Annotated in this window: 16 protein-coding genes and 1 pseudogene; 6 read left to right on the plus strand and 11 right to left on the minus strand. The window is 73.2% G+C overall.

The window, feature by feature from the left end:
* The first annotated feature begins 5 nt into the window (after positions 1-5).
* Complete coding sequence (locus tag ELR47_RS06995; RefSeq protein WP_130649238.1) at positions 6-1178, plus strand: AI-2E family transporter; 1173 nt, start codon at positions 6-8, stop codon at positions 1176-1178.
* A gap of 2 nt (positions 1179-1180) precedes the next feature.
* Here the strand turns inward: ELR47_RS06995 and ELR47_RS07000 are convergent, their stop codons facing one another.
* The 3 genes from ELR47_RS07000 to ELR47_RS07010 all read right to left on the minus strand — a co-directional run bounded on the left by ELR47_RS07000 (position 1181) and on the right by ELR47_RS07010 (position 4456).
* Complete coding sequence (locus ELR47_RS07000; protein WP_130649239.1) at positions 1181-1531, minus strand: hypothetical protein; 351 nt, start codon at positions 1529-1531, stop codon at positions 1181-1183.
* 101 nt (positions 1532-1632) lie between these two features.
* Positions 1633-3417, minus strand: a complete 1785-nt coding sequence (locus ELR47_RS07005) for a serine/threonine-protein kinase (RefSeq protein WP_165403904.1) — start codon at positions 3415-3417, stop codon at positions 1633-1635.
* A 163-nt stretch (positions 3418-3580) separates the two neighbouring features.
* Entirely contained in the window at positions 3581-4456 is an 876-nt protein-coding gene (locus tag ELR47_RS07010; protein WP_165403905.1) for an NAD-dependent epimerase/dehydratase family protein, read from the minus strand.
* A 211-nt stretch (positions 4457-4667) separates the two neighbouring features.
* On the opposite strand from ELR47_RS07010, the gene ELR47_RS07015 reads away from it, so the two are divergent.
* The gene (locus ELR47_RS07015; protein ID WP_130649242.1) at positions 4668-5630 is read left to right on the plus strand and encodes a potassium channel beta subunit family protein; all 963 of its coding nucleotides are present in this window, start codon (positions 4668-4670) and stop codon (positions 5628-5630) included.
* A 22-nt stretch (positions 5631-5652) separates the two neighbouring features.
* Here ELR47_RS07015 and ELR47_RS07020 read toward each other — a convergent pair whose 3' ends face one another.
* Positions 5653-7089: a GuaB1 family IMP dehydrogenase-related protein gene (locus ELR47_RS07020; RefSeq protein WP_130649243.1), complete on the minus strand. Its 1437-nt coding sequence runs from the start codon at positions 7087-7089 to the stop codon at positions 5653-5655.
* Positions 7090-7226: 137 nt separating this feature from the next.
* On the opposite strand from ELR47_RS07020, the gene ELR47_RS07025 reads away from it, so the two are divergent.
* Both ELR47_RS07025 and ELR47_RS07030 read left to right on the plus strand, forming a co-directional pair.
* The gene (locus ELR47_RS07025) at positions 7227-8204 is read left to right on the plus strand and encodes a hypothetical protein (protein WP_130649244.1); all 978 of its coding nucleotides are present in this window, start codon (positions 7227-7229) and stop codon (positions 8202-8204) included.
* Between the two features lie 125 nt (positions 8205-8329).
* Complete coding sequence (locus tag ELR47_RS07030) at positions 8330-10126, plus strand: LVIVD repeat-containing protein (RefSeq protein ID WP_130649245.1); 1797 nt, start codon at positions 8330-8332, stop codon at positions 10124-10126.
* Positions 10127-10162: 36 nt separating this feature from the next.
* Here the strand turns inward: ELR47_RS07030 and ELR47_RS07035 are convergent, their stop codons facing one another.
* The 6 genes from ELR47_RS07035 to ELR47_RS07060 all read right to left on the minus strand — a co-directional run bounded on the left by ELR47_RS07035 (position 10163) and on the right by ELR47_RS07060 (position 15712).
* Positions 10163-10801: a DUF4126 domain-containing protein gene (locus tag ELR47_RS07035; RefSeq protein ID WP_130649246.1), complete on the minus strand. Its 639-nt coding sequence runs from the start codon at positions 10799-10801 to the stop codon at positions 10163-10165.
* Between the two features lie 4 nt (positions 10802-10805).
* Entirely contained in the window at positions 10806-11924 is a 1119-nt protein-coding gene (locus ELR47_RS07040; RefSeq protein WP_130649247.1) for a hypothetical protein, read from the minus strand.
* 8 nt (positions 11925-11932) lie between these two features.
* A complete protein-coding gene (locus ELR47_RS07045; protein WP_130649248.1) occupies positions 11933-13297 on the minus strand; it encodes a flotillin family protein in 1365 nt (454 codons plus the stop codon).
* 40 nt (positions 13298-13337) lie between these two features.
* Positions 13338-13874, minus strand: coding sequence for an NfeD family protein (locus ELR47_RS07050; protein WP_130649249.1), 537 nt, complete (start codon positions 13872-13874; stop codon positions 13338-13340).
* Between the two features lie 54 nt (positions 13875-13928).
* Complete coding sequence (locus ELR47_RS07055; RefSeq protein WP_130649250.1) at positions 13929-15269, minus strand: M20/M25/M40 family metallo-hydrolase; 1341 nt, start codon at positions 15267-15269, stop codon at positions 13929-13931.
* An 86-nt stretch (positions 15270-15355) separates the two neighbouring features.
* A complete protein-coding gene (locus ELR47_RS07060; RefSeq protein ID WP_130649251.1) occupies positions 15356-15712 on the minus strand; it encodes a phage holin family protein in 357 nt (118 codons plus the stop codon).
* A 250-nt stretch (positions 15713-15962) separates the two neighbouring features.
* Between ELR47_RS07060 and ELR47_RS07065 the strand changes: the two genes are divergently transcribed.
* Complete coding sequence (locus tag ELR47_RS07065) at positions 15963-17180, plus strand: IS110 family RNA-guided transposase (RefSeq protein WP_130649252.1); 1218 nt, start codon at positions 15963-15965, stop codon at positions 17178-17180.
* 20 nt (positions 17181-17200) lie between these two features.
* On the opposite strand, the pseudogene ELR47_RS07075 reads toward ELR47_RS07065, so the two are convergent.
* Positions 17201-19008: pseudogene (locus ELR47_RS07075) on the minus strand (putative bifunctional diguanylate cyclase/phosphodiesterase).
* 189 nt (positions 19009-19197) lie between these two features.
* Between ELR47_RS07075 and hrpB the strand changes: the two are divergent.
* Positions 19198-21726, plus strand: a complete 2529-nt coding sequence (gene hrpB / locus ELR47_RS07080; RefSeq protein WP_130649255.1) for an ATP-dependent helicase HrpB — start codon at positions 19198-19200, stop codon at positions 21724-21726.
* Positions 21727-21734: the final 8 nt, after the last annotated feature.

Below are 21734 nucleotides of genomic sequence, written 5' to 3' on the forward strand. Positions count from 1 at the left end.
CACGGTTGACGGGTCCGGTGCGGGAGCAGGACCGGGTGCCGTCGTGGCTGGCCACGGCCGCGGCGTGGGCCTGGCGTCTGCTGCTGCTGGTGCTGGCCGCGGCGGTCGTCGTCCAGGTCGCGACGAGACTGTCGCTGGTCACCGTGCCGCTGCTGGTCGCCCTGATCCTGGCCACGCTGGCCGGACCACCGACCCGGCGCCTGGTTCGGGCCGGGTGGCGTCCCGCCTTCGCCGCCTTCGTGGTCGTGTTCGGCGGGGTCGCGCTCGTGCTCGGTGCGTTGCTCGCGCTCGTGCCGCTGCTCGTGGCGCAGACCCGCGAGCTCGTACCGACCGTGCTGGTGGCCGTGCAGGACCTGCTCGACTGGCTCGAGGGCGGTCCGCTCGGGTTCGATCCGGTACAGCTGCAGCAGTTCGGGGAACAGGCCCTGCAGCAGTTCGAGCAGCAGACCGGTGCCCTGGCGATGGGAGCGCTGCTCGCCCTGGTCACCGCGGTCGAGTTCGCGGTCGCGCTGATCCTCGCGCTGGTGCTGCTGTTCTTCCTGGTCAAGGACGCCGACCGGTTGTCGGGCTGGTGCCTGGCGCGGGCGCCCGAAGCGCACCGGGACACCCTGCGTGGCGTCGGGCAGCGCGCCTGGGACGCCCTGGCCGGCTACGTGCGGGGGACGGCCCTGGTGGCCGCGATCGACGCGATCGGCATCGCGATCGGCCTGGCCGTCGTCGGCGTGCCCCTCGTGCTGCCGTTGGCGGCGCTGGTGTTCATCGGCGGTTTCGTGCCGATCATCGGGGCGTTCGTGTCCGGGTTGCTGGCCGTGTTGGTGGCGCTCGCCGACGGCGGCCCCACCACGGCGCTGATCGTGCTGGCGATCGTGATCGCCGTGCAACAGGTCGAGTCCGACGTCCTGCAGCCGCTGATCATGCGCCGCCTGGTCGCCGTGCCGCTGCATCCGATCATGGTGCTGGCCGTGCTGGTGGCCGGCACCGTGCTGGTCGGCGTGGTCGGGGCCTTCCTGGCGGTCCCACTGGCTGCGGTGGCGTCCGCGGTCGCCAACGAGCTGCGGCTGCGTCACCAGACCGACGTCGGTGGACCACGTCCGCTGGGCGGGCGCCGTGGAGAGCTCGACGAGGACCCCTCGCCGGTCCTGCCTTCGTGGCGGAGCCGGCGACGACGACGGAACTGACGTCAGCGACGAGCGGTCAGGTGCCCGAACTCGCCACCGAGGCGGTCGTAGAGGGGGAAGGCCTCGAGCCATCCCTCCGGCGCCCGGCGGCCGCCCTCGAGCGCCGCGTGCAGTCGGTGGCGCTGCTGGCGCAGCCATGCCAGCGCCGCGGCCCGCTGGTCGGACGTCAGCGAATCGGTGCGCACGACGACCGACTCGTCACCCTGCAGCAGGAAGCGCTCCCAGCGGTTGCGCCGCACCCAGTGGTCCGGGTCCTCGAGCAGCCAGCGCAGACGGGCGCACTGGGCCGCGTCGAGGTGGTCGGGAACGGCACGGCGGGAGCCGGGCATGGCCGGTGGCATCGTGCTGGTCACGGGCGCGGTCCTGACGTGAGCGGACGACGCGGCATCGTAGGCCGGGCTCGCTGCGGCCGCGACGGTGTCCGCACGAGGGTGCGGTCCGGCCGCGTCACGGGTCAGCGGCCGGACACCTCGACGTCGGCGACGCTGGCCCGGTACCGGCCGCCGTCGGGGCCGAGGTTGGTGAACCACAACAGCACGGTGTCGCCCTGCGCGTCCTGCAGCGGGATCTCGGCGACCTCGCCCGCCGAGGAGACCTCGCCGGCCGCACGACCCCACTCGTCCGGTCCGGTGCCGGGCGTCGGCGGCCCGTTCCCGACGTACACCGTCAGGTCGTAGCCGGGATGGTCGGTGGTGATCGTCACCTGCTCGAGCGCGGCGGGCTCGTCGAGTCCGAGCCACAGACCGACGCCGTCCTTGAGGTTGCCGAGGGCGGCGCTGTTGTAGCCGACGGTCGTCCACGCGGTGTCGGGATCCCCGTCGATGGCCCGGTCGAGCAGGTCGGGATTCTCCGAGCCGCCACCGAACGGGTCGTGGTCGCCGGTCGCCGTGATCGGCCGGGTGACGAGCTCACCCGTCGGCGCGTCGCCCTCGCTGTCGAGCGGTTGTTGCTCCTCGTCCGGCGCGTCCGCCCCGTCGGTACCGAGGTGGTCGGCGAACAGCAGCCAGGCGACGGCGAGCAGGGCGAGCAGCGTCACCAGCCACGGCAGCCAGTTGCGACGGCGCCCGGCCGGCGCGGCGGTGTCGGGCTCGTCGGCGTGGGACCCGGCGGGCGCGACGTGTGCGGCGGTCCGCGGGCCGGACGCCGGTTCGCCGGCACGCGACGTGCGGCTCGCGCCGACGGCGGCGGTCGCGGGCACGGAGGTCCGGCGGCGCGGGTCGGTCACGTCCGGGTCGTCGCCGGGCGACCAGGTGGCGCCACGCCAGGCCGGGAGTGCGGCCGTGCCGCCGGTGTCCGGCGCCGGCGGGGCGGTCGGAGGACGGCCGGCGGTGGCACGGGGGGACGGTGCGGTCCGGTCGAGCGGTTCCTGTGCGGCCCGGGCGACGCGGGCGGCGAGCTCGGCGGCGGCGTCGGGCGCGGCGAGCGGGCCGAGCGCCGTCGCGAGGGCCGTGCCGTCGGGATAGCGCGTGCCCGGCTCCATCGACGTGGCCCGGGCGATGACCTCGTCGAGGCCGGCTGGCAGGTGGACGCCCGTCGCGCTGGGTCGCGGCAACCCGTCGGCCACGAGCCGCCGCGAGGCGACCTCCACCGCGGTGCCCTCGCCGAAGGGCAGGCGACCGGTCACCGCCTGGTGCAGCAGCAGTCCCACGGCGTAGACGTCGGCGCGCGCGTCGATGGGCTGGTCGCGCAGTTGTTCGGGAGCGAGGTAGCGCGCCGTTCCCACCACCTGACCCGGGGTGGTCAGACGGGAGGTCGCCTCGCCCAGGGCGCGCGCGATGCCGAAGTCGGCCACCTTCGCGGTGCCCTCCGCGGTCACCAGCACGTTGGCCGGTTTGACGTCGCGGTGCACGAGGCCGCGCGCGTGTGCCGTGCCCAGCGCGCGCGCCACCTGGGCACCGACGGCGGCCGCCACACCCGGCGTCAGCGGTCCCTGGTCGAGCACGTCGTCGAGGGTGCCGCCCTCGACGAGCTCCATCACCAGGTAGTCGCTGCCGGCGACCGAGCCGATGTCGTAGATCACCACCGCGTTGGGGTGGGTCAGCTTCGCCGCGGCCGACGCCTCGGCGCGGAATCGCGCGGCCGTGGCCGGGTCGCGGGCGAGGTCCCGGTGCAGCAACTTGACCGCGACGGTCCGGTCGAGGACCTCGTCGTGCGCACGCCACACCGCGCCCGCGCCACCAGAGCCGAGCTGGTCGAGCAGCACGTAGCGGCCCGCGAGGAATCTGGTCGTCTCGTCCACGTCCACGTCGTCGTCGCCGTCTCGTCCGGTCAGCGGCGTCCACCGACCGGTCGCCGGGGACGATACGCCCTGTCGGTCCTCGCAGCCGGGAACCCGCCGGGGCCGCCCGTACACGCCGGTGGCGCGCTCGACGCCCCGGGGAAGGTCCTCGGAGGGAGGGCGCTCAGACCCAGTCGGTGCGGATCTCGGCCATCGCGGCCTCGAAGCTGCGGGTGGGGTGGAGGCCCAGCACCCGGGGCAGCCGGTCGTCGGCGTAGCGCCCCTGCCAGGGTACGTCGTCGTTGACCGCCGCCGTTGCGGGGGCGGTGGGCAGGAACGCGCGCAACGCGGCGAGATAGCCCCCGAACGTGGTGTGACCGCCGACCACGTTGAGGGTGGCCTCGACCTCGGTGTCGAGCGCTGCGAGCACGGCATCGGTGAGGTCGTCGACGTGGACCCAGCCGAACGTCGACGCGGGGGCGACCGCGTGCAGTTCACCGTCGCGGTAGCGCTGGGGGATGCGTCGCCCCCAGGTCGAGGTCGGGCCGGCTCCCAGCACCGCCGGTGGGCGCAGGATCGCGACCGACAGGCCCTGGGCGCCGCCGCGGGCCACCTCCGCCTCGGCCTCCGCCTTGGTGACGGCGTAGGGGCTCGCGCCGCCCTCGGCGGAGACCAAGGGCGCGTCCTCGGCCACCTCGGCGTCCCCGACCGCGGGGAGGTCGTACACCGCCGTGGTCGAGACGTGCACGAAGCGGGGCACCCCGGCGGTGCGTGCGGCGGTGACCAGGGTGCGGGTGCCGAGCGTGTTGACGACCCGCGCGGCGGCGAGGTCGGGGCCGGCGGCCGCGGCCGCGTGCACGAGTGCGTCGGCACCACTCGCCACCCGGGCGAGTGCGTCGGCGTCGTCGAGCGGCACCGTGTGTTGGACGACACCGAGCCGGTCGAGTGCCTCCGACGGCGTCCGCACGGCGGCCACGACCTCGTTGCGCCGCTCGCGCAGGGCGGCGACGATCCGTCCGCCGACGAACCCGGTCGCCCCGGTCACCATCACCCGTGTCATCGCGCCTCCTGGTCCAGGTGCGTTCCGGCCACCGACCCTACCGGCAGGCCACCATCGGCTGGCGGGCCGGCCTCCTAGGCTGCCGACGCAGGCGACCCGCGGCCATCCGACGTCGCGTGCGTGCGCGAACGCGCTCGCGTGGGGCCCGTGACGACGTCCGACCCGTCGCGGTCCGCTCCCCGCCCCACCAATCCTGGAGGACCACATGCAGATGCAGTACCGCCGTCTCGGCCACGCCGGCATCAAGGTCAGCGTGCTGTCGTTCGGCTCCTGGGTGACGTTCAAGAACCAGGTCGACGTGCAGCGCGCCATCGAGTGCCTCGACGCCGCCAAGCAGGCCGGGGTCAACTTCTTCGACAACGCCGAGGCCTACGCGGGCGGCGAGTCGGAACGGATCATGGGCCAGGCCATCCGGGAGCTCGGCTGGAAGCGGCACGAGTTCCTGGTGTCCTCGAAGTACTTCTGGGGCCTGCACGACGGCCCGAACACGAGCAACACCCTCAACCGCAAGTACCTGCTCGAGGCGATCGAGGACTCGCTGGACCGCTTCGACCTCGACTACCTCGACCTCGTGTACTGCCACCGTCCCGACCCGGAGACGCCCATCGAGGAGACCGTCCGCGCGATGTCGGACGCGATCGAGCGTGGCTGGGCGCTGTACTGGGGCACCTCGGAGTGGTCGGCCGACGAGATCCGCGCCGCCTGGGACGTCGCCGACCGGCACGGTTGGCACAAGCCGGTCGTCGAACAGCCGCAGTACAACCTGTTCCACCGGCGACGCGTCGAGAAGGAGTACGCGCGGCTCTACGACGACATCGGGCTGGGAACCACGATCTGGTCGCCGCTCGCGTCGGGCCTGCTCACCGGCAAGTACCTCGACGGCGTACCCGAGGGCAGCCGCGGTGCGCTCGAGGGGTTCGGCTGGCTCGCCGAGCAGCTGACCAACGAGCAGCAGAACGCGATCGTGCGCCAGCTCAAGGAGGTCGCCGACGAGCTCGAGTGCAGCCTCGCGCAGTTGGCCCTGGCCTGGTGCGCGAAGAACCCGCACGTCTCGACCGTCATCACCGGCGCGTCCCGGGTCGAGCAGGTGCACGAGAACATGCGGGCCCTCGAGGTGCTGCCCAAGCTGACCGACGACGTGCTCGACCGCATCGACGAGATCACGCAGGCCTGAGCCACCACCGCTCGCGCGCGGCTCACCAGCCGCGCGCGAGCGGGCGTCCCTCGGCGTAGCCCGACCGGGTCTGGACGCCGACCACGGCCTGCTCGGCGAACTCGGGCAGGGTGCGTGCGCCCACGTAGGTGCAGGCGCTGCGCACACCGGCGACGATGGTGTCCACGAGGTCCTCGACGCCCGGCCGCTGCGGGTCGAGATACATGTGGCCCGAACTGATGCCCTCTTCGAACAGGCCCTTGCGCGCGCGGTCGAAGGCGCTCTCGCCCTCCGTGCGCTGCTTGACCGCCCGGGCCGAGGCCATCCCGAAGGAGATCTTGAACGCCCGCCCGTCGGCGTCGTGCTCGAGGTCACCCGGCGACTCGTGCGTGCCGGCGAACCACGAGCCGACCATGACGTTGGTGGCACCGGCCGCCAGTGCGAGGGCCACGTCACGTGGGTGGCGCACGCCGCCGTCGGCCCACACGGAGGCGCCCAGGCGCGTCGCCTCCCGGGCGCAGGCGAGCACCGCCGAGAACTGCGGACGGCCGACGCCGGTCATCATCCGGGTGGTGCACATCGCGCCCGGACCGACGCCGACCTTGCAGATGTCGGCCCCGGCCTCCACGAGGTCGGTCACCCCCTGCTCGGTGACGACGTTGCCGGCCACGACCGGTACCTGCGGGTCGAGGTCGCGTACGGCCTGCAGCGCGTCGAGCATCCGACCCTGGTGACCGTGGGCGGTGTCGAGCACCAGGGTGTCGACGCCGAGCTTCAACAGCCGGGCGGCCTTGTCGCCGGCGTCCCCGCTGACCCCGACGGCCGCGGCGATGCGCAGGTGTCCGTCGGCGTCGAGGTTGGGCCGGTGGATCGTCGAGCGCAGCGCGCCGGTGCGGGTCAGCAGACCCACCAGCGCGCCGTCGGCGTCGACGACCGGCGCGAGCCGGTGACGTGCCTCGGTGAGCGCGTCGAACGCCGCGCGTGCATCGACGTCGGCCGGCAACGTGACGGGGGAGTCGGTCATGACCTGCCCGACCTGCGTGAACCGATCGACGTCCTGGAGGTCGACCGGCGTGACCACACCGACCGGCGCTCCGCCGTCCACCACCACGATCGCGCCGTGTGCCCGCTTGTTGATCAGTTGCAGCGCGTCGCCGACGGTGTCGGTGGGGGCGAGCGTGATGGGCGTCTCGAACACCGGATGCCGCGACTTCACCCACGCGACGACGTCCTCGACGATGTCGAGCGGGATGTCCTGCGGGAGCACGGCCAGTCCGCCTCGGCGGGCCAGCGTCTCGGCCATCCGCCGTCCGGAGACGGCGGTCATGTTGGCCGCCACCAACGGGACCGTGGTCCCGGTGCCGTCGACCGACGCGAGGTCGACGTCGAGGCGCGAGGTCACCTCCGAGCGTCCCGGCACGAGGAACACGTCCTCGTAGGTCAGATCGGTCGTCGGCCGCAGCTCGTCCAGGAATCGCACCTCGTACCTCCTGTGGCGGTGCGCGACGACGATACCGGCGGGGCCGCTCGGCCAGAGCCGCCGCGGTGCACGCCACCGTCGGACGGGCTTGGCTCACGCCACCACGCCACGTCCGCTGACGCCGCGAGTCGAACCACGTGCTGATCGCCCTGGGTGCCACCCTCGCACTGTTCGTGCTGCGCGACGCCATCCGCACCACCATCAACCTGAGCGAGAAGACCGGCCCGATCGCCTCCAGCGTGCTCCGGCTCGGCCGCCGCGTGGCTCGGATCCTGCCGCGCCGGCTGACGCGGACGGCGGGGCTGGCCATGACCATCGCGGTCGTCGTCTCGTGGACGCTCGGACTGTGGGCGGCCTGGACGATCGCGTTGCTCGATCCGGCCGTCGGCGTCGTCGTCACCGGTCAGGACACGCCGCTCGGGCTGCTCGACACGCTCTACGTGGCCGGGTTCTCCATCTTCACGCTGGGCACGGGGGACCTCTCGACGACCAACACCCTGGGTCGTCTCGTCACCGTGGTCGCCTCGGGAACGGGTCTGTTCACCGTGACGCTGGAGGTGACCTACCTGCTGTCGCTGACCTCGGCAGCGGCCCACGAGCGCAGTACGGCCCGGCAGACCTACGCGCTCGGCCACGACGCCGCGCAGATCGTGTCGCGGGCCTACGACGGGACGACGTTCCGACAGGCCGAGCCGCTGCTGCAACAGCTCGCGAGGGACCTGTCGACGCTCGCCGAGCAGCACCGCACGTTCCCGGTCCTGCACGACGTGCTGCCCAGCAGGCGCGAGCTCGCCCTCGGCCCGTCGCTGCTCGCCCTCTCCGACGCCCTCGACGTGATGCACCTCGCCGCGCCGGTCGAGTGCGCGGTCAACCGGCTGACCTACCAGCAGGTCACCGAGGCCATCGACGGTGTGCTGGCCGGGTTGCCCCCGGGCCCGCAGCTGTCCGACCCGCCGCCGGCCCCCGACGCCGACACGTTGCTGCGCCAGGCCGGTTGTGAGCAGCGGCGGGAGCTGCTCGTCGACGAGGCGATCGCCACGCGGCGACGGGGCGTCTACGGGCTGGCGGCCGAGGAGGGCTGGCGCTCCGCGGCCGACGAGGCGCTGCGCGTCTGACCGCGCGGGATCGGGCGCCTGGTGCGCAGGGGCGCCTCCCTTCGGCCCTGGTCCGAACGGACCGGGTCTACGGTACTAGTTCGACCGGGTGAGAACCGCCCGGCGGATCCGGAGGGACGACCTCGATGAGTATCCGACACGCGGGGCGCGCACGGCGCGTTGCCGTGGCCGTCGCAACCAGCGCGCTGGTGGTGGGGCTCGCCCCCACCGCCTCGGCGACCGACGAACCGACGCGGCGCGGACTGGCCCCGGGCATCTTCGACGCCGAATCGGCGATGACGCCCAACGTGGAGCACCGCTCGACGACGCCACGCACGGAGCAGGCGGCCGACCGCACGAACTCCGACATGGCGTTCACCGACGGCCACGTGATCGTCGGCAACTACGGCGGCTTCAACATCTACGACGTCGCCGACGCCGACAGCCCGCGACTGGTCTCCACCGTCGCCTGTCCCGGCAACCAGCACGACGTGTCCGTCGAGGGCGATCTGCTGTTCGTGTCGGTACAGACCTACAACACCAGCTACACCGACTGCACGACGTCGGCGAACGCGACCAACGAGCGCTTCGCCGGCATCCGGGTGTTCGACATCAGCAACAAGGCCCGTCCGCAGCAGGTGGCCGCGGTCCAGACCTGCCGCGGCTCGCACACGCACACCTACGTGCCCGACCCGGCCGGCGAGAGCGCGTTCCTGTACATCTCGGGGACCTCGTCGGTCCGTCGTGACGCGCCCGGTGCGGCGCTCGGCTGCCGCACCGCCTCGTCGGGGCAGACGCCGTACGAGGACGACGCCCGCTGGCGCATCGACATCGTCGAGGTCCCGCTGGCCCGGCCGCAGGACGCCGTGCTGCTCGCCGACGGTCCGCGCCTGATGGCCGAGGACGGCCGGATCGACGGCCTGCAGCAGTCCCCGCCGACGCCGCTGCACCCGTCCGGTCCCGACCACCGGCGCCGGGGCATCTGGTCGCCGAGCCCGGTCTCGGACGCCTGCCACGACATCACCGCCTATCCCGAGCTCGGGCTCGCGGCCGGCGCGTGTGAGGGCAACGGCCTCCTGATCGACATCACCGACCCCCGCAACCCGCAGCGGGTGGCCGCCGTGGCCGACGGCAACTTCGCCTACTGGCACTCGGCGACGTTCAACAACGACGGCACGAAGGTGGTCTTCACCGACGAGTGGGGTGGCGGCGGCCAGGGCTACTGCACCGAGGCCGAGCGGCCCGAGTGGGGTGCCAACGGCATCTACGACGTCGTGCGTGGTGACGACGGCTCGATCGACCTCGAGTTCAAGAGCTACTACAAGATCCCGCCGGACCAGGAGTGGAACGAGATCTGCGTCGCCCACAACGGCAACCTGATCCCGATCCCGGGTCGTGATGTCATGGTGCAGGCCTGGTACCAGGGCGGCATGACGGTGTTCGACTTCACCGACTCGTCGAACCCGGTCGAGCTGGCCTGGTTCGACCGCGGGCCGATCCAGACCGACCCGGACGGCGCGCAGCAGCGCGGAGGCTTCTGGTCGGCCTACTGGTACGACGGCATGGTCTACGGCACCGACATCACCCGCGGCTTCGACGTGCTGGAGCTGTCGGGCAGCGACGAGCTCACGCAGAACGAGATCGACGCGGCGCTCACCGTCCGTGAGGACCAGACCAACCCGCAGACGCAGGCGCGCTACGAGCACCCGGCGTCGTTCGCGCTGGTGCGCGCCTCCCTCGACCAGCTCGTGCGGGTCGACGGCATCGGCGACAAGGCACTGACCAAGATCGAGCGCTCCCTGGACCAGGCGCAGGGTGCCGCCGACCGCGGCCGGTCCAAGCAGGCCGTGACGTTCCTCGGCTTCGTCGAGCGCGACCTCGGCGCCGTCGAGGCGACCGACGTCCGTGCGGCCGTCGCGGCCCTCAAGGCGGAGCTCTCGTAGCACCCACCGACGTACCACCGCCGCCGGTCCGGTCGCTCAGGCGCCCGGCCGGCGGCGGTCGCCGTTCGCGGCCGTCCGCGTGACCACGTCACCGTCGGGTCGGCGGCGCCGCCGGCGCCACTGCCGCCAGCTGCGGCGCGCGGCGCGCCAGACGAACGCGACCAGCACCGCGCCGGCGACGAGCAGGACCACGACCGCGACGATCGCCGCCACGGGATTGGTGACCGCGAGCCAGACCACGGCCGCCACCAGCCCGTCCTCGGTCAGGCTGACGATGCTGTTGGAGATCGGCTCGGGCGAGGCGTTCACCGCGACGCGGGTCGTCGCCTTGATGGCATGGCTGACGGTTGCCAACCCGCCGGCAGCCAGCGACGACCCCGCCTGTTCCCAGGCCCCGGCGTCACCGGTCAGCAGCCAGGCGACCCCGACCGCGCCGAGTGGCCGGATCGCGGTGTGCACGAGGTCCCACAGGTCATCGAGGTACGGGATCTTGTCGACGACGAACTCGACCAGGAACAGCAGTCCCGCGAGCACGAGCACGTCGGTGCGCACGAACACGGCGGGCACGTCCGCGCCGCCGTACCGGCCGAACAGGCCCAGCAGGGCGACGACGGCGTAGAGGTTGAGCCCGGACGCGTAGCCGACGCCGGCGATCAGCCCCGCCAGGCCCTCCATCGCGTCACCCGCCGCGTCGCGCCCGGCGGCCGAGTCGGCGCGCCGCACCGTCGGGCAGCAGGGCGGTCAGTTCCTCGGGGCCGAGGCGGCCCACCTCGAGCAGCCGGGCCGCGACCCGGACGCGGTCCCCGTCGCGGCCGAAACGGCCCAGCAGCGCCTCGGGAGCGATGCCGTCCAGCACGCCGGCGTCGAGCAGACGATCGACGGCGCGCCGGCGCTGCCAGCCGTCCGGCAGCGCGTCGAGCTCGACGAGCGCGTCGCGGGTCGGGGCCTCGGCCAGCTGCCGGGTGAGCGTCTGGATCCGCGCCGACGCGTGGTCGCGACCGCGCGCCGGCGTCGCCTCCCCGGCCGGCCCGCCAGCGCGCGCCGGCAGCGGGGGAGTGCCCGGACGCCTGCTGGTGCCCGGTGCGCCGGCCACGTCCGCCTCGACGGGGACCGCGGACGGCGCCGTTGCCTCGAGCGGTGTCTCGGGCGGTGCCTCGAGCGGTGTCGTGGCCGCGGGTTGCACCGTCGTCCGCGGGCGCGCGATGGAACCGTCCGCGGCAGCTGTAGTGGGTCGCGCCGCGTCCGGGGGCTGCGGGGGCTGCGGGGAACCGGCGGAGTCCGAGGGGGAGGAAACCGGCTCCGCAGGAGCCTCGGTTCGCGAGGCCGGGGCGGGTTGCGCGGTGGCGACGGGTTGCGGGGAGGCCGCCGGCGCCGGCGCGGGCCGGTCGAGTGGCGTCGGCACGGCCGTCTCCCAGACGGGTGCGGACCGCGGGAGATCGGGCACCGGTTCGCGAGGTGGTGGCGGAGGTTGGGCGGCGGACCCGACGTCGGTCTCGAGGCGGGTGAGCACCTCCAGCGTCGTGTCGGTGTCGAGATCGAGCAGTCCGTCGACCGTTGCCGGGTCGGGCGTCTCGGCGGCGTCGTCGTGGAGTCGGCCGGCAACGCCGGCGAACCCGGTGTCGGCCAGCGCCCGGCCGAGGGCCCGACGCTCGTCGCCGGACAACCCGCGGACGAAGCTCGTCGCGTCGGCCGCCACCCGTCCGCGTTCGGCCGGGCGGCCGGCGAGCTGCCAGCGCTGCAGCAGTGCCGCCAACTCGTCGAGTGACGACCGGCCGGGAGGGGGAGCGGACGGGGACATGCGCGACCTCAGGCGTCGTCGTCCTGACCACCGAGGCGCCCGAGGAGCGCCTTGAGGTCGAGTCCGGTGAGGTCGGAGCCGATCTGGATGCCCTGTTCGACGTTGCTGGCGACGCTCCTGGTCAGGTCCGACGCGCCGTCGGTCGAGATCACGGTGATCTTGTCCACCGCGCTGATCGGCTCGGACGCCGCGCTGACGAGGTCGGGCAGGATCTGGGTGAGCAGGTCGATGATCGCGGCGTCGCCGTACTGCTTGAACGCCTGTGCGTTGTTGTTGCGGGCCTCGGCCTCGGCCTCACCCTTGGCCCGGATCGCCTCCGCCTCGGCGCGTCCCTCGAGCTCGACCGCCTCCGCCATGCGGGCACGGCGGGCCTTCTCGGCCTCCGCGTCGAGGATGGCGGCGTTCTTGCGTGCCTCGGCCTCCTGCTCGATGCGGTAGCGCTCGGCGTCGGCGGGCTTGCGGATCTCGGCGTCGAGCTGTCGGTCGCGCAGCGTTGCCTCCTGTTCGGCGACCAGCTGCTGTTCCTGGATGACCTCGCGGTTCCGGGCCGCCTCACGCAGCGGTCCGGCCGCGGCCGCCTGCGCCTGCGCCTGGTCGATCTCGGCCTTGATCTCGGCCTTGCGCAGCTCGAGCTGACGCTGCTGGACGGCGATGGCCTCGTCGGCCCGCAGTCGCTCCTCCTCGGCGGCCTGGTTGGCGCGCGCCTCGGCGATCTTGGCGTCCTGCTCGACGCGGGCCGCCTCCGGGCGACCGAGGTCCTGCAGGTAGTCGCCTTCGGACTGGATGTCCTGCAACTGGAAGGTGTCGAGCGTCAGCCCCTGGTTGGTGAGCGACACCTCGGCCTCCTCGGCGACGGCCGAGGCGAACCGGGCCCGGTCCTTGATGATCTCGTCGATGGTCAAGCGGCCCACGATCGCGCGCAACGAACCTGCGAGCACCTCCGTGGTGAAGGTCTCGACCTCCTTCTGCTGGGTGAGGAAGCGCTGGGAGGCGGCGCGGATGGCGTCCTCGTTGCCGCCGACCTTGACCACGGCGACGCCGTCGAGGTCGGCCTTGATGCCCTGTGCCGACACGGCCCCGCGGATGGACACCGAGATCCGGCGGCTGGAGAGGTCCATCACGTGCAGGCGCTGCACGAAGGGCAGCACGAACACGCTCGCCCCCATGATGACCTTCTGGCCGCTCATGTCGTGCGAGACCTGCCCGGTCTCGGGGTTCTTCACCGGCGAGCCCTTGCGGCCGGTGATGATGTAGGCCTCGTTGGGGCCGGCGACCTTGATCCGGCTGACGATCAGGTACGCGACCAGGATCAGCAGGACCACGGCGCCGATGATGGCGGCGACCAACGGCGATTCGAGGACGAAGTCGAGCATGGCACGGCCTTGTGCGGCGGGGGGAGCGGGAGGTCGGTCGTCAGGCGGGCTCGACCTGCACGGCCGAGGCGGAGAGCACGGCGGTCACGCGGACGGGGGCACCGGCAGGGATCGGCCCGTCGGTGGCCCGCGCGTTGTACTTGTGCTGGCTGCCGTGGTGGCGGATGGTCACCTCGCCGAACCCGTCGGCGGGGATGGCCGTGATGACCACCCCGGCAGCGCCCGTCAGGCTGCTGGTCGTGACGGTCTCGTCGGTGGGCATGTTGACCAGCGATCGCATCATGCCCAGCGCGACACCCCCCACGACGAGGCCGCTGGCGAGTCCGCCGACGGCGCCCACGGCGGCACCCGCCCCCGTCGTGTAGATGATCAGGGCCGCACCGAAGCCGAAACTGGCCAGGAACGAGCCCAGCACCGGGGCGGAGAACAGCCCGCCGCCCACGTCGAGGTCGAGCCCTCCGAGCAGACCCTCGAAGACCTCACCGAGCACGAGCGAGAGCACGACGAGGGCCAACCCGACGACGCCGATGACGATGAACGGCGTCACCGACTGCCCCCTGAGGAAGAACTCCAGCATGGGCCGGACCATAGCCCGTACGTCCGACCGGTGCCGGACGCAGTCAACAGCTGGTCAGGCGAGCAGGTCCTCGGCGACGTCGAGCCACAGCTGGGTCGACAGACCGAGCGAGTCGACGTCGATGCGTTCGTCGTGCCCGTGGAACCGCGACTGGAACTCCTGGAGCGAGGCCTTGGCGCTGAACAGCCCGGCGCCGTAGCTCGGCACGCCGCGGCGACGGAAGAACGCCGCGTCGGTGCCCCCGACGAGCATCCACGGCAGCACCTCGGCGTCGGGGTGCGCCGCCCGTGCGCGTCGCGCGAGCGTGTCCCACATCGGGGTGCCGACCGCCGAGGCCGAGGCCGGGCGTTCCTTGACGACCGGCGACAGTTCGACCCGCTCGGCGAGGTCGCCGAGCGCTTCGGCGAGCATCGCGTCCACGTCCTCGCTGGTGACGCCCGGCAGCGTGCGGATGTCGACCTCGAGTTCGACCCGGTCGGGGATGATGTTGGTCTTGTCCCCGCCGCGGATCACGTTGGGGCTGAAGGTGGTGTGCGTCATGGCGTGGCAGTAGCGCGCCAGCTTCGGGTCCATCGTGGTCAGCGCGTCGCGCAACCGGCCCGGGTCGAGCAGCGCGTCGCGTTGCTGGTCGGGCAGGGCCATCGCGTCGACCAGGCCGCGCCAGAGCTCACCGACGACGGCGCGTGGCGAGTAGGCCTGCAGGCGCCGCACGACCTCGGCCGCGAGCACCAGCGCGTTGTCGGCGCCGTAGGGCATCGAGCCGTGTCCCGGCGTGCCACGCACGGTGATCCGCCGCCAGCCGATGCCCTTCTCGGCCACGGTCATCACGAGCTTGGGACCCGACGCCATCGGCGCGGGGATGCCGCCGTTCTCGGTGAGCACGTAGTCGCAGGCGACGTCGTCCCACGCGTTGGCGGTGATCCAGTCGGCGCCCCAGGTCCCGCCGGCCTCCTCGTCGGCGACGGCGAGGAACTTCAGCGTCCCGCGCAGCGGCCGGCCCCGACGGTGCAGTTCCCGCACGGCGACCGCCATCGAGGCGGTCAGGTTGAGCATGTCGACCGCGCCGCGGCCCCACACCTCGCCGTCGATCAACTCGCCACCGAAGGGGTCCTCGCGCCAGTCGTCGGGGGACACCGGTACGACGTCGGTGTGCCCCATCAGCAGCACGGTCGGCGCGTCGGGGTCGGTGCCGGGCAGGGACACCAGCAGGCTGCGGCGGCCGGGCAGCGGCTCGTAGCTGGTCAGCTCGAGGCCGTCGAGGTGGCCGGTGAGCAGCTCCGCGTTGCGTGACTCCTCCCCGGAGCCCGGCGCCCCGTCGTTGACGCAGGCGTTGCGGATCAGCTGCTGGAGCAGCTCGACGGTCTGGCCGGTCAGCCCGGGGTCGACGGACGTCACGTGCGGCCTCTCGTTCGACGGGCCGTCGAGCGTAGGCAGTCCCGACCGGGCCGGCGAGCGACCTCCCGGTGCCCCGGGCCGTCCCTTCAGCGGGTGCCGGTCACGCTCTCGAGACCCCAGCTGACGATCGACACCACCACCGCGCCGAGGAAGGTCCAGCCGAAGCCGTCGGAGGTGAGCCCGAGGTCGAAGGCGTTCGACAGGGCGATCACGATCGCGAGCACGATGGCGTTGACCACCAGCAGGAACAACCCGAGGGTGAGCACGACCAGCGGCAGCGACAGCACGCTCAGGACCGGTTTGACGATCACGTTGATCACGCCCAGCAGCAGTGCGACGCCCAGCAGTGCGAGCCACGTGCCCGTGAACTCGAGTCCGGGCAGGACCGCGACGGCGACCCACAGTGCTGCCGCGTTGATCAGGATCCGTACCACGATGCCCACGGGGCTTCCCTTCGTCGCGTCCCCGGCGCGGGAACGCTAATGGGTGTCGACCGTCCGGTGTTACTGCAGGATGGTCGAGAGCCGCCGGTCGGTCAGCACTGTATGACGCAGGACCTCGAGTTCTACGGCTAGATCGTGCGCCGGCTGGTCGGTGAGGTCGACCTTGATGGCTGGTGGGATGACGTGCTTCGAGCACTGAACCATTAGGGCGCTGCTGGTCGCCTCGGCTCACACGACGATCGGGAGGACGATGGATGCGTTGTTCGTAGGACACGATTGGGCAGAGGATCATCACGACGTTCACCTGCAGGACCGCGAGGGTCGGCAGCTCGCGCAGGTGCGACTAGCTGACGGGGTCGAAGGGATCGCCAGGTTCCATGCCCTGATCGCCGAGCACGCCCAGGACCCGGCCAGCGTGGTGATCGCGACAGAGACCGACCGGGGCCTGTTCGTCGCCGCGCTGGTGGCTGCCGGCTACCGGGTGTTCGCGGTGAACCCGGTCTCGACCGCCGCCTACCGGACACGGCACTCGACCTCGGGTGCGAAGTCCGACCCCGGGGACGCCAAGGTGCTAGCCGACCTGGCCCGCACCGATGTGCACAACCACCGGCCCGTGGCCGGCGACAGCGAGCTCGCCGTCGCGGTCAAGGTGCTCGCACGGGCCCATCAGGGGCTGGTGTGGACCCGTCAGCGGCAGGCCAACCAGCTGCGCTCGACGTTGCGGGAGTTCTACCCCGCTGCACTCGAAGCGTTCGACGATCTGGCGTCGGGTGACGCGCTGGCGCTCTTGGCGGTTGCGTCGACGCCTGAGCAGGGCCGGCGGCTGTCACGATCCAAGATCGCCGCGGCACTCCGGCGTGGGGGCCGGCAACGCAACATCGACCGGCGCACCATCGAGATCCAGACCGCCCTGCGCGCCGAGCATCTCCACGCCCCCGCCATCGTCGCCGACACGATGGGCGAGGTGGTGTCCTCGCTGGTCGCGGTCATCGCCACGATCCAGACCCAGATCAGCCAGCTCGAACAGCAGTTGAACGAACGTTTTGAGGCGCACCCGGACGCCAAGATCATCCGTTCCCTGCCAGGACTGGGGATGATCCTCGGCGCCCGGGTGCTCGCAGAGTTCGGCGATGACCCGAACCGCTACGACACCGCGAAGTCTCGCAAGAACTACGCCGGCACGTCACCGATCACCAAAGCCTCCGGCAAACACCACGTCGTGCTCGCCCGCTACGCCCGCAACAAACGCCTGGCTGACGCCTGCTACCAGTGGGCCTTCTCCGCCATCACCGCCAGCCCCGGCGCACGCGCCTTCTACGACCAACGCCGCGCCGCGGGCGACACCCACCACCGCGCCCTGCGCGCCCTCGGCAACCGGCTCGTGGGCATCCTCCACGGCTGCCTACGCCACCACACCCTCTACGACGAACACATCGCCTGGGCACACCGGCTCACCCTGGCTGCTTGACACCTACGACCGTGGGATATCTAGCCGGCGACCTGGCCCACGCGGCGGTGGACGGCCGGTCGGCGTCGCGGCAACTGGTCGGCGAGCAGCTGTGTGGCCGTCGGCGCGTCGACGGGCTCCGAGAACAGGTAGCCCTGGCCGAGGGTGCAGTCGAGCGCGCGGAACTGCGCCAGTTCGACCTCGTGCTCGATGCCCTCGGCGACCGTGAGCAGGTCGAGCGACCGGCCGAGTTCGACGATGGCGCGGGCCAGGGCCGGGTTCTGGCGTCCGGCGGCGACCGACGTCACGAACGAGCGGTCGATCTTCAGCACGTCGACGGGGAACCGGTGCAGGTACGCCAGCGACGAGTAGCCGGTCCCGAAGTCGTCCACGGCGATGCGGACCCCGAGCCGCTTGAGGCGCTCGAGCGTGGCGATGGTCGTCGCGGTGTCGGGCACCAGGGCGGACTCGGTCAGCTCGAGGGTCAGGGCGTGGGCGGCAGTCCGGCCTCGTGCAGGACGGCGGCGACGTCGGCGGCCAGATCGCCGCGGGTGAGCTGGTGCACGGACACGTTCACGCTGACGACGAGCGCCTGCGCCCCGGGCAGCTCCTCGCGCCAGCGGGCGAGCTGACGCCCGGCCTCGCCGAGCACCAGGCGGCCGAGTGGCGCGATCAGGTCGCTCTGCTCGGCCAGGGGGACGAACCGGCTGGGCTGCACGCTGCCGCGGGTCGGGTGAGGCCAGCGCACGAGTGCCTCGAAGCCGACGATGCGACGGTCGGCCAGCCGCACGATGGGCTGGTAGTGGACCTCGAGCTCGCCGTGCTCGACGGCACGGGCGAGGTCGGACTCGAGTTCCAGCCGCTCGACGACCCGGACGTGCATGGAGGTCTCGAACACCTCGAAGCGGTCGCCGCCGCCCTGCCTGGCCAGGTGCATCGCGATGGCGGCGTTGCGCAGGACCTCCGCAGCGTCGGTGTCGGGCTCGGCGTGGGCGATGCCGATGCTGGCGGACAGCTGCAGGCGACGGCCGCCGACGGGGATCGGGAGCCGCACCGCCGCCAGCATCCGTTGCGCGACCTTGGCCGCGTCGACCGGCGTGCTGCCGTGGTCGAGCAGGACGGCGAACTCGTCGGCACTGGTCCGCGCCACCGTGTCGGCGCCGCGGACGGCGTCCAGCAGTCGGTCGGCGACGGTCTGCAGCACGAGGTCACCGATCCGGTGGCCGTGGGCGTCGTTGACGGTCTGGAACCCGTCGAGATCGAGGTGGAGCACCGCGTAGGGGCCACCGGAGCGCCCGGCCCGCGCGGCGGTGTGCTCGAGCCGGTCGAGCAGCAGGGCGCGGCTGGCCAGGCGGGTGAGCGGGTCGTGCAGCGCCGGGAGCTCGCGCGTGCGTGCCGGGGCCGGGCCGTCGGCGACGTCGTCCGCGTCGCCTCCGCCGGCGGACGTGCGGGCGGCCGTCGCCGGTCGTGCCCGCGCGCCGGCGAGCTGCCGGGCGGCAGCGCCGAGGGTCTCGGCGAGCAGGAGCATCCGGACTCCCGCGAGCAGCAGCGTCGTCAGTCCGAGTCCGGCCAGGGCCGTCCCGGCGAGGTGATCGAGGCGCGACGGGGCGAGCCCGACGACCGTGGCGAGTTGTCCCGCCAGCACGGTCGCAGCGGCCCAACCCAACCCGTACCGGGCACTGCGGACGCCGGCGGTGCGGATGGCGGCGGTCGCGGGCAGCAGCAGCACCACGACGAGCGCGGGGCCGAAGCCGGTCGCGTACAGCAGCACCGCCAAGGCCACCACCGGCAGCGCGACGCGGACGTGCAACACGTGGCGGGGGAGCGCGCCCACCGTCGTCGCGGACATGGCGGGCCTCCGGAGTGCTTCGGGTGGACACGTCGGTGACGCGGGTGCCTGGCACGTGCCCGGCCCGCAACCGGGACGCGACGGGACGCGGTCGTCGGCGCCCGACTCATCGTCGGCAGCCACCGGCGGGCGCTGAAGGACCGACGTGCGGTTTCGGTCCGACCGCCCGGCTGGTTAGCGTCGTGGTCGATGTCCGCCCGCCCGCAACCGTCGACCGACCTCCCCGTCGAGGCCGTCCTGCCTGCCGTCACGGACGGTCTCGCCGGAGCCGGTCGGGTCGTGCTCGAGGCTCCGCCGGGCGCCGGCAAGACCACCCGGGTGCCGCTCGCCCTGCTCGCGTCCGGGCTCGACGGGCGGTTGGTCCTGCTCGAACCCCGCCGGGTCGCGGCACGCGCCGCGGCGCGCCGGTTGGCCGAGGCGCTCGGCGAATCGGTGGGGGGCACCGTCGGACTCACGACCCGCGACGATCGGCGCACCTCGCGACGGACCCGCATCGAGGTCGTGACCGAGGGGGTGCTGCTGCGGCGGCTCCAGCGCGATCCCGCACTGGACGGCGTCGGCACGCTGTTCTTCGACGAGTTCCACGAACGCAACCTGGAATCGGACCTGGCGCTCGCCTTCGCGCTGGAGAGCCGCTCGGCGTTGCGCGACGACCTGCGGGTGCTGGTGGCGTCCGCGACGCTCGACGGCGGGCGCGTCGCCGCGCTGCTGGCCGGTCCGTCCGCCCCGGCGGGTGCCGTTCCGGTCGTGCGGGCATCGGGACGTCGCCACGCGGTCACGGTCGAGCACCGCGACCGGCCGGCGCCCGGCCGGTTGGCCGACGCGGTCGCCGACGCCGTGGCACGGGTGCTGGTCGAGGTGCCCGGTGACGTGCTGGTGTTCCTGCCCGGCGTGGCCGAGATCTCCCGCAGCGCCCGGGAACTCGGCCGTCGGGCGCTGCCGGCCACCGTCGACGTGCGCGCGCTGCACGGGCGTCTGCCCGCCGAGGAACAGGACCGTGCCCTGTCGCCCGCGGTCGCCGGCCGGCGCAAGGTCGTGCTCGCCACCGACGTGGCCGAGTCGAGCCTGACCATCGAGGGGGTGCGTGTCGTGGTCGACGCCGGTCTCGCACGGGAGCCCCGCTTCGATCCCCGGACCGGCATGACCGGCCTGGTGACGGTGCCCGCGTCGCGGGCGGCGGCCGAGCAACGTTCCGGACGTGCGGGTCGCACGGCCCCCGGGCACTGCGTCCGGCTGTGGCCGGCGACCGAGCACCCGAGCCGCGACGCGTTCCCGCGGCCGGCGATCCGCACCGACGACCTCACGGGCGCCGTCCTGGAGGTGGCCGCCTGGGGCGCGGCGGTGGAGGAGCTCGCCCTGCTCGACCAACCCGACCCGGCCGGCTGGTACCGGGCCCGCGAGACGCTGACCGAACTCGGTGCGCTGGACGGCGAGGGGCGCATCACCCGTCACGGTCGTCGTCTCGCGGGCCTCCCGGTGCATCCGCGGATCGGGCAGCTCCTGGTCCGTGGGCGGGACCTCGGGCTCGGGTCCCTGGCCGTGGAGATCGCCGCCGTGCTCGGGGACCGCGACCCGGTGCGCGTCCGGCACCCGGCCTCGGTCGCCGACCTCGGGGTCCGTCTCGCGGCGCTGCGCGGGACGCCCCTGCCGGGGGACGCCGCCGTACGGCCCGGCGCCCGGGCACGTCTCCGGCGCGAGGTCGGCCGGCTCGAACGTGCCTGTGAGGCACTGCCGGCGCCACGTGCGCCAGCGCCCGAGCTCGACGAGGACCGCTCGGTCGGGGTGCTGGTGGCGCTCGGCTGGCCTGACCGGGTCGGGCAGGCCCGTGGCGGACGAGGGTCGTTCCTGCTCGCCAACGGTCGTGGGGCCCGTCTGCCGGACGCGGACGTACTGGCCGACGAGCCACTGCTCGCCGTCGCCGCCGTGGACCGGGGCGAGCGCGAGGCCCGCATCCACCTGGCCGCGCCGCTGGATCCCGAGGTGGCACGCGAGCTGCTCGAGGACGAGGTCACGGTCGTCGAGGAGGTCGCCTGGCGCGCCGGGGACGTGGTGACCGAGCGACGTGAGCAGTTCGGCGCGCTCGTGCTGCGCCGCTCGCCGCTGGCCGACCCGGCACCGGACGCGGTGCTCGACGCGTTGCTCGACGGGCTGCGCGAGCAGGGACTCGGACTGCTCGGCTGGTCGGCGGCGGACCGGCAGCTGCAGGCACGTGCCCAGCTGGTGCACCGGGAGCTCGGTGCTCCCTGGCCGGACGTCTCGGACGCCGCACTGACCGCGACCCTGGACACGAGCCTCGCCCCGTTCCTGCTCCGTGCCCGTCGCCGCGCCGACCTGCGGCGTGTGTCGGTCGCCGACGTCGTGCGCGCCCGACTGCCGGGCGGCGGCCGCGAACTCGATCGCCTGGCGCCGGAAGCGGTGGTGGTGCCCTCCGGGTCGCGCGTCCGGTTGGACTACACCGGTCTGCGACCGGTGCTGGCCGTGCGGCTCCAGGAGTTGTTCGGGGCGACGACGACCCCGGCGGTCGTCGACGGTCGGGTGCCGGTGGTCCTGCACCTGCTGTCCCCGGCCCGTCGGCCCGTGCAGATCACCGACGACCTGGCCGGGTTCTGGGAGCGGGCCTATCCGCAGGTGCGTGCGGAGCTGCGCGGCCGCTACCCCAAGCACGCCTGGCCACAGGATCCCCGCACGGCCCGACCGCTGCGGGGAACGCGTCGCTGACCGGCGCC

The organism is Egicoccus halophilus (assembly GCF_004300825.1).
GTDB classification, from domain to species: Bacteria; Actinomycetota; Nitriliruptoria; order Nitriliruptorales; family Nitriliruptoraceae; genus Egicoccus; species Egicoccus halophilus.

Bases quoted from the DNA above. Each gene is read 5' to 3' on its own strand.
- ELR47_RS07050 (WP_130649249.1), bottom strand. From the start codon at position 13,874: ATGCTGGAGTTCTTCCTCAGGGGGCAGTCGGTGACGCCGTTCATCGTC.
- ELR47_RS07035 (WP_130649246.1), bottom strand. From the start codon at position 10,801: ATGGAGGGCCTGGCGGGGCTGATCGCCGGCGTCGGCTACGCGTCCGGG.
- ELR47_RS07015 (WP_130649242.1), top strand. From the start codon at position 4,668: ATGCAGTACCGCCGTCTCGGCCACGCCGGCATCAAGGTCAGCGTGCTG.
- ELR47_RS07030 (WP_130649245.1), top strand. From the start codon at position 8,330: ATGAGTATCCGACACGCGGGGCGCGCACGGCGCGTTGCCGTGGCCGTC.
- ELR47_RS07010 (WP_165403905.1), bottom strand. From the start codon at position 4,456: ATGACACGGGTGATGGTGACCGGGGCGACCGGGTTCGTCGGCGGACGG.
- hrpB (WP_130649255.1), top strand. From the start codon at position 19,198: ATGTCCGCCCGCCCGCAACCGTCGACCGACCTCCCCGTCGAGGCCGTC.
- ELR47_RS07040 (WP_130649247.1), bottom strand. From the start codon at position 11,924: ATGTCCCCGTCCGCTCCCCCTCCCGGCCGGTCGTCACTCGACGAGTTG.
- ELR47_RS07045 (WP_130649248.1), bottom strand. From the start codon at position 13,297: ATGCTCGACTTCGTCCTCGAATCGCCGTTGGTCGCCGCCATCATCGGC.
- ELR47_RS07065 (WP_130649252.1), top strand. From the start codon at position 15,963: ATGGATGCGTTGTTCGTAGGACACGATTGGGCAGAGGATCATCACGAC.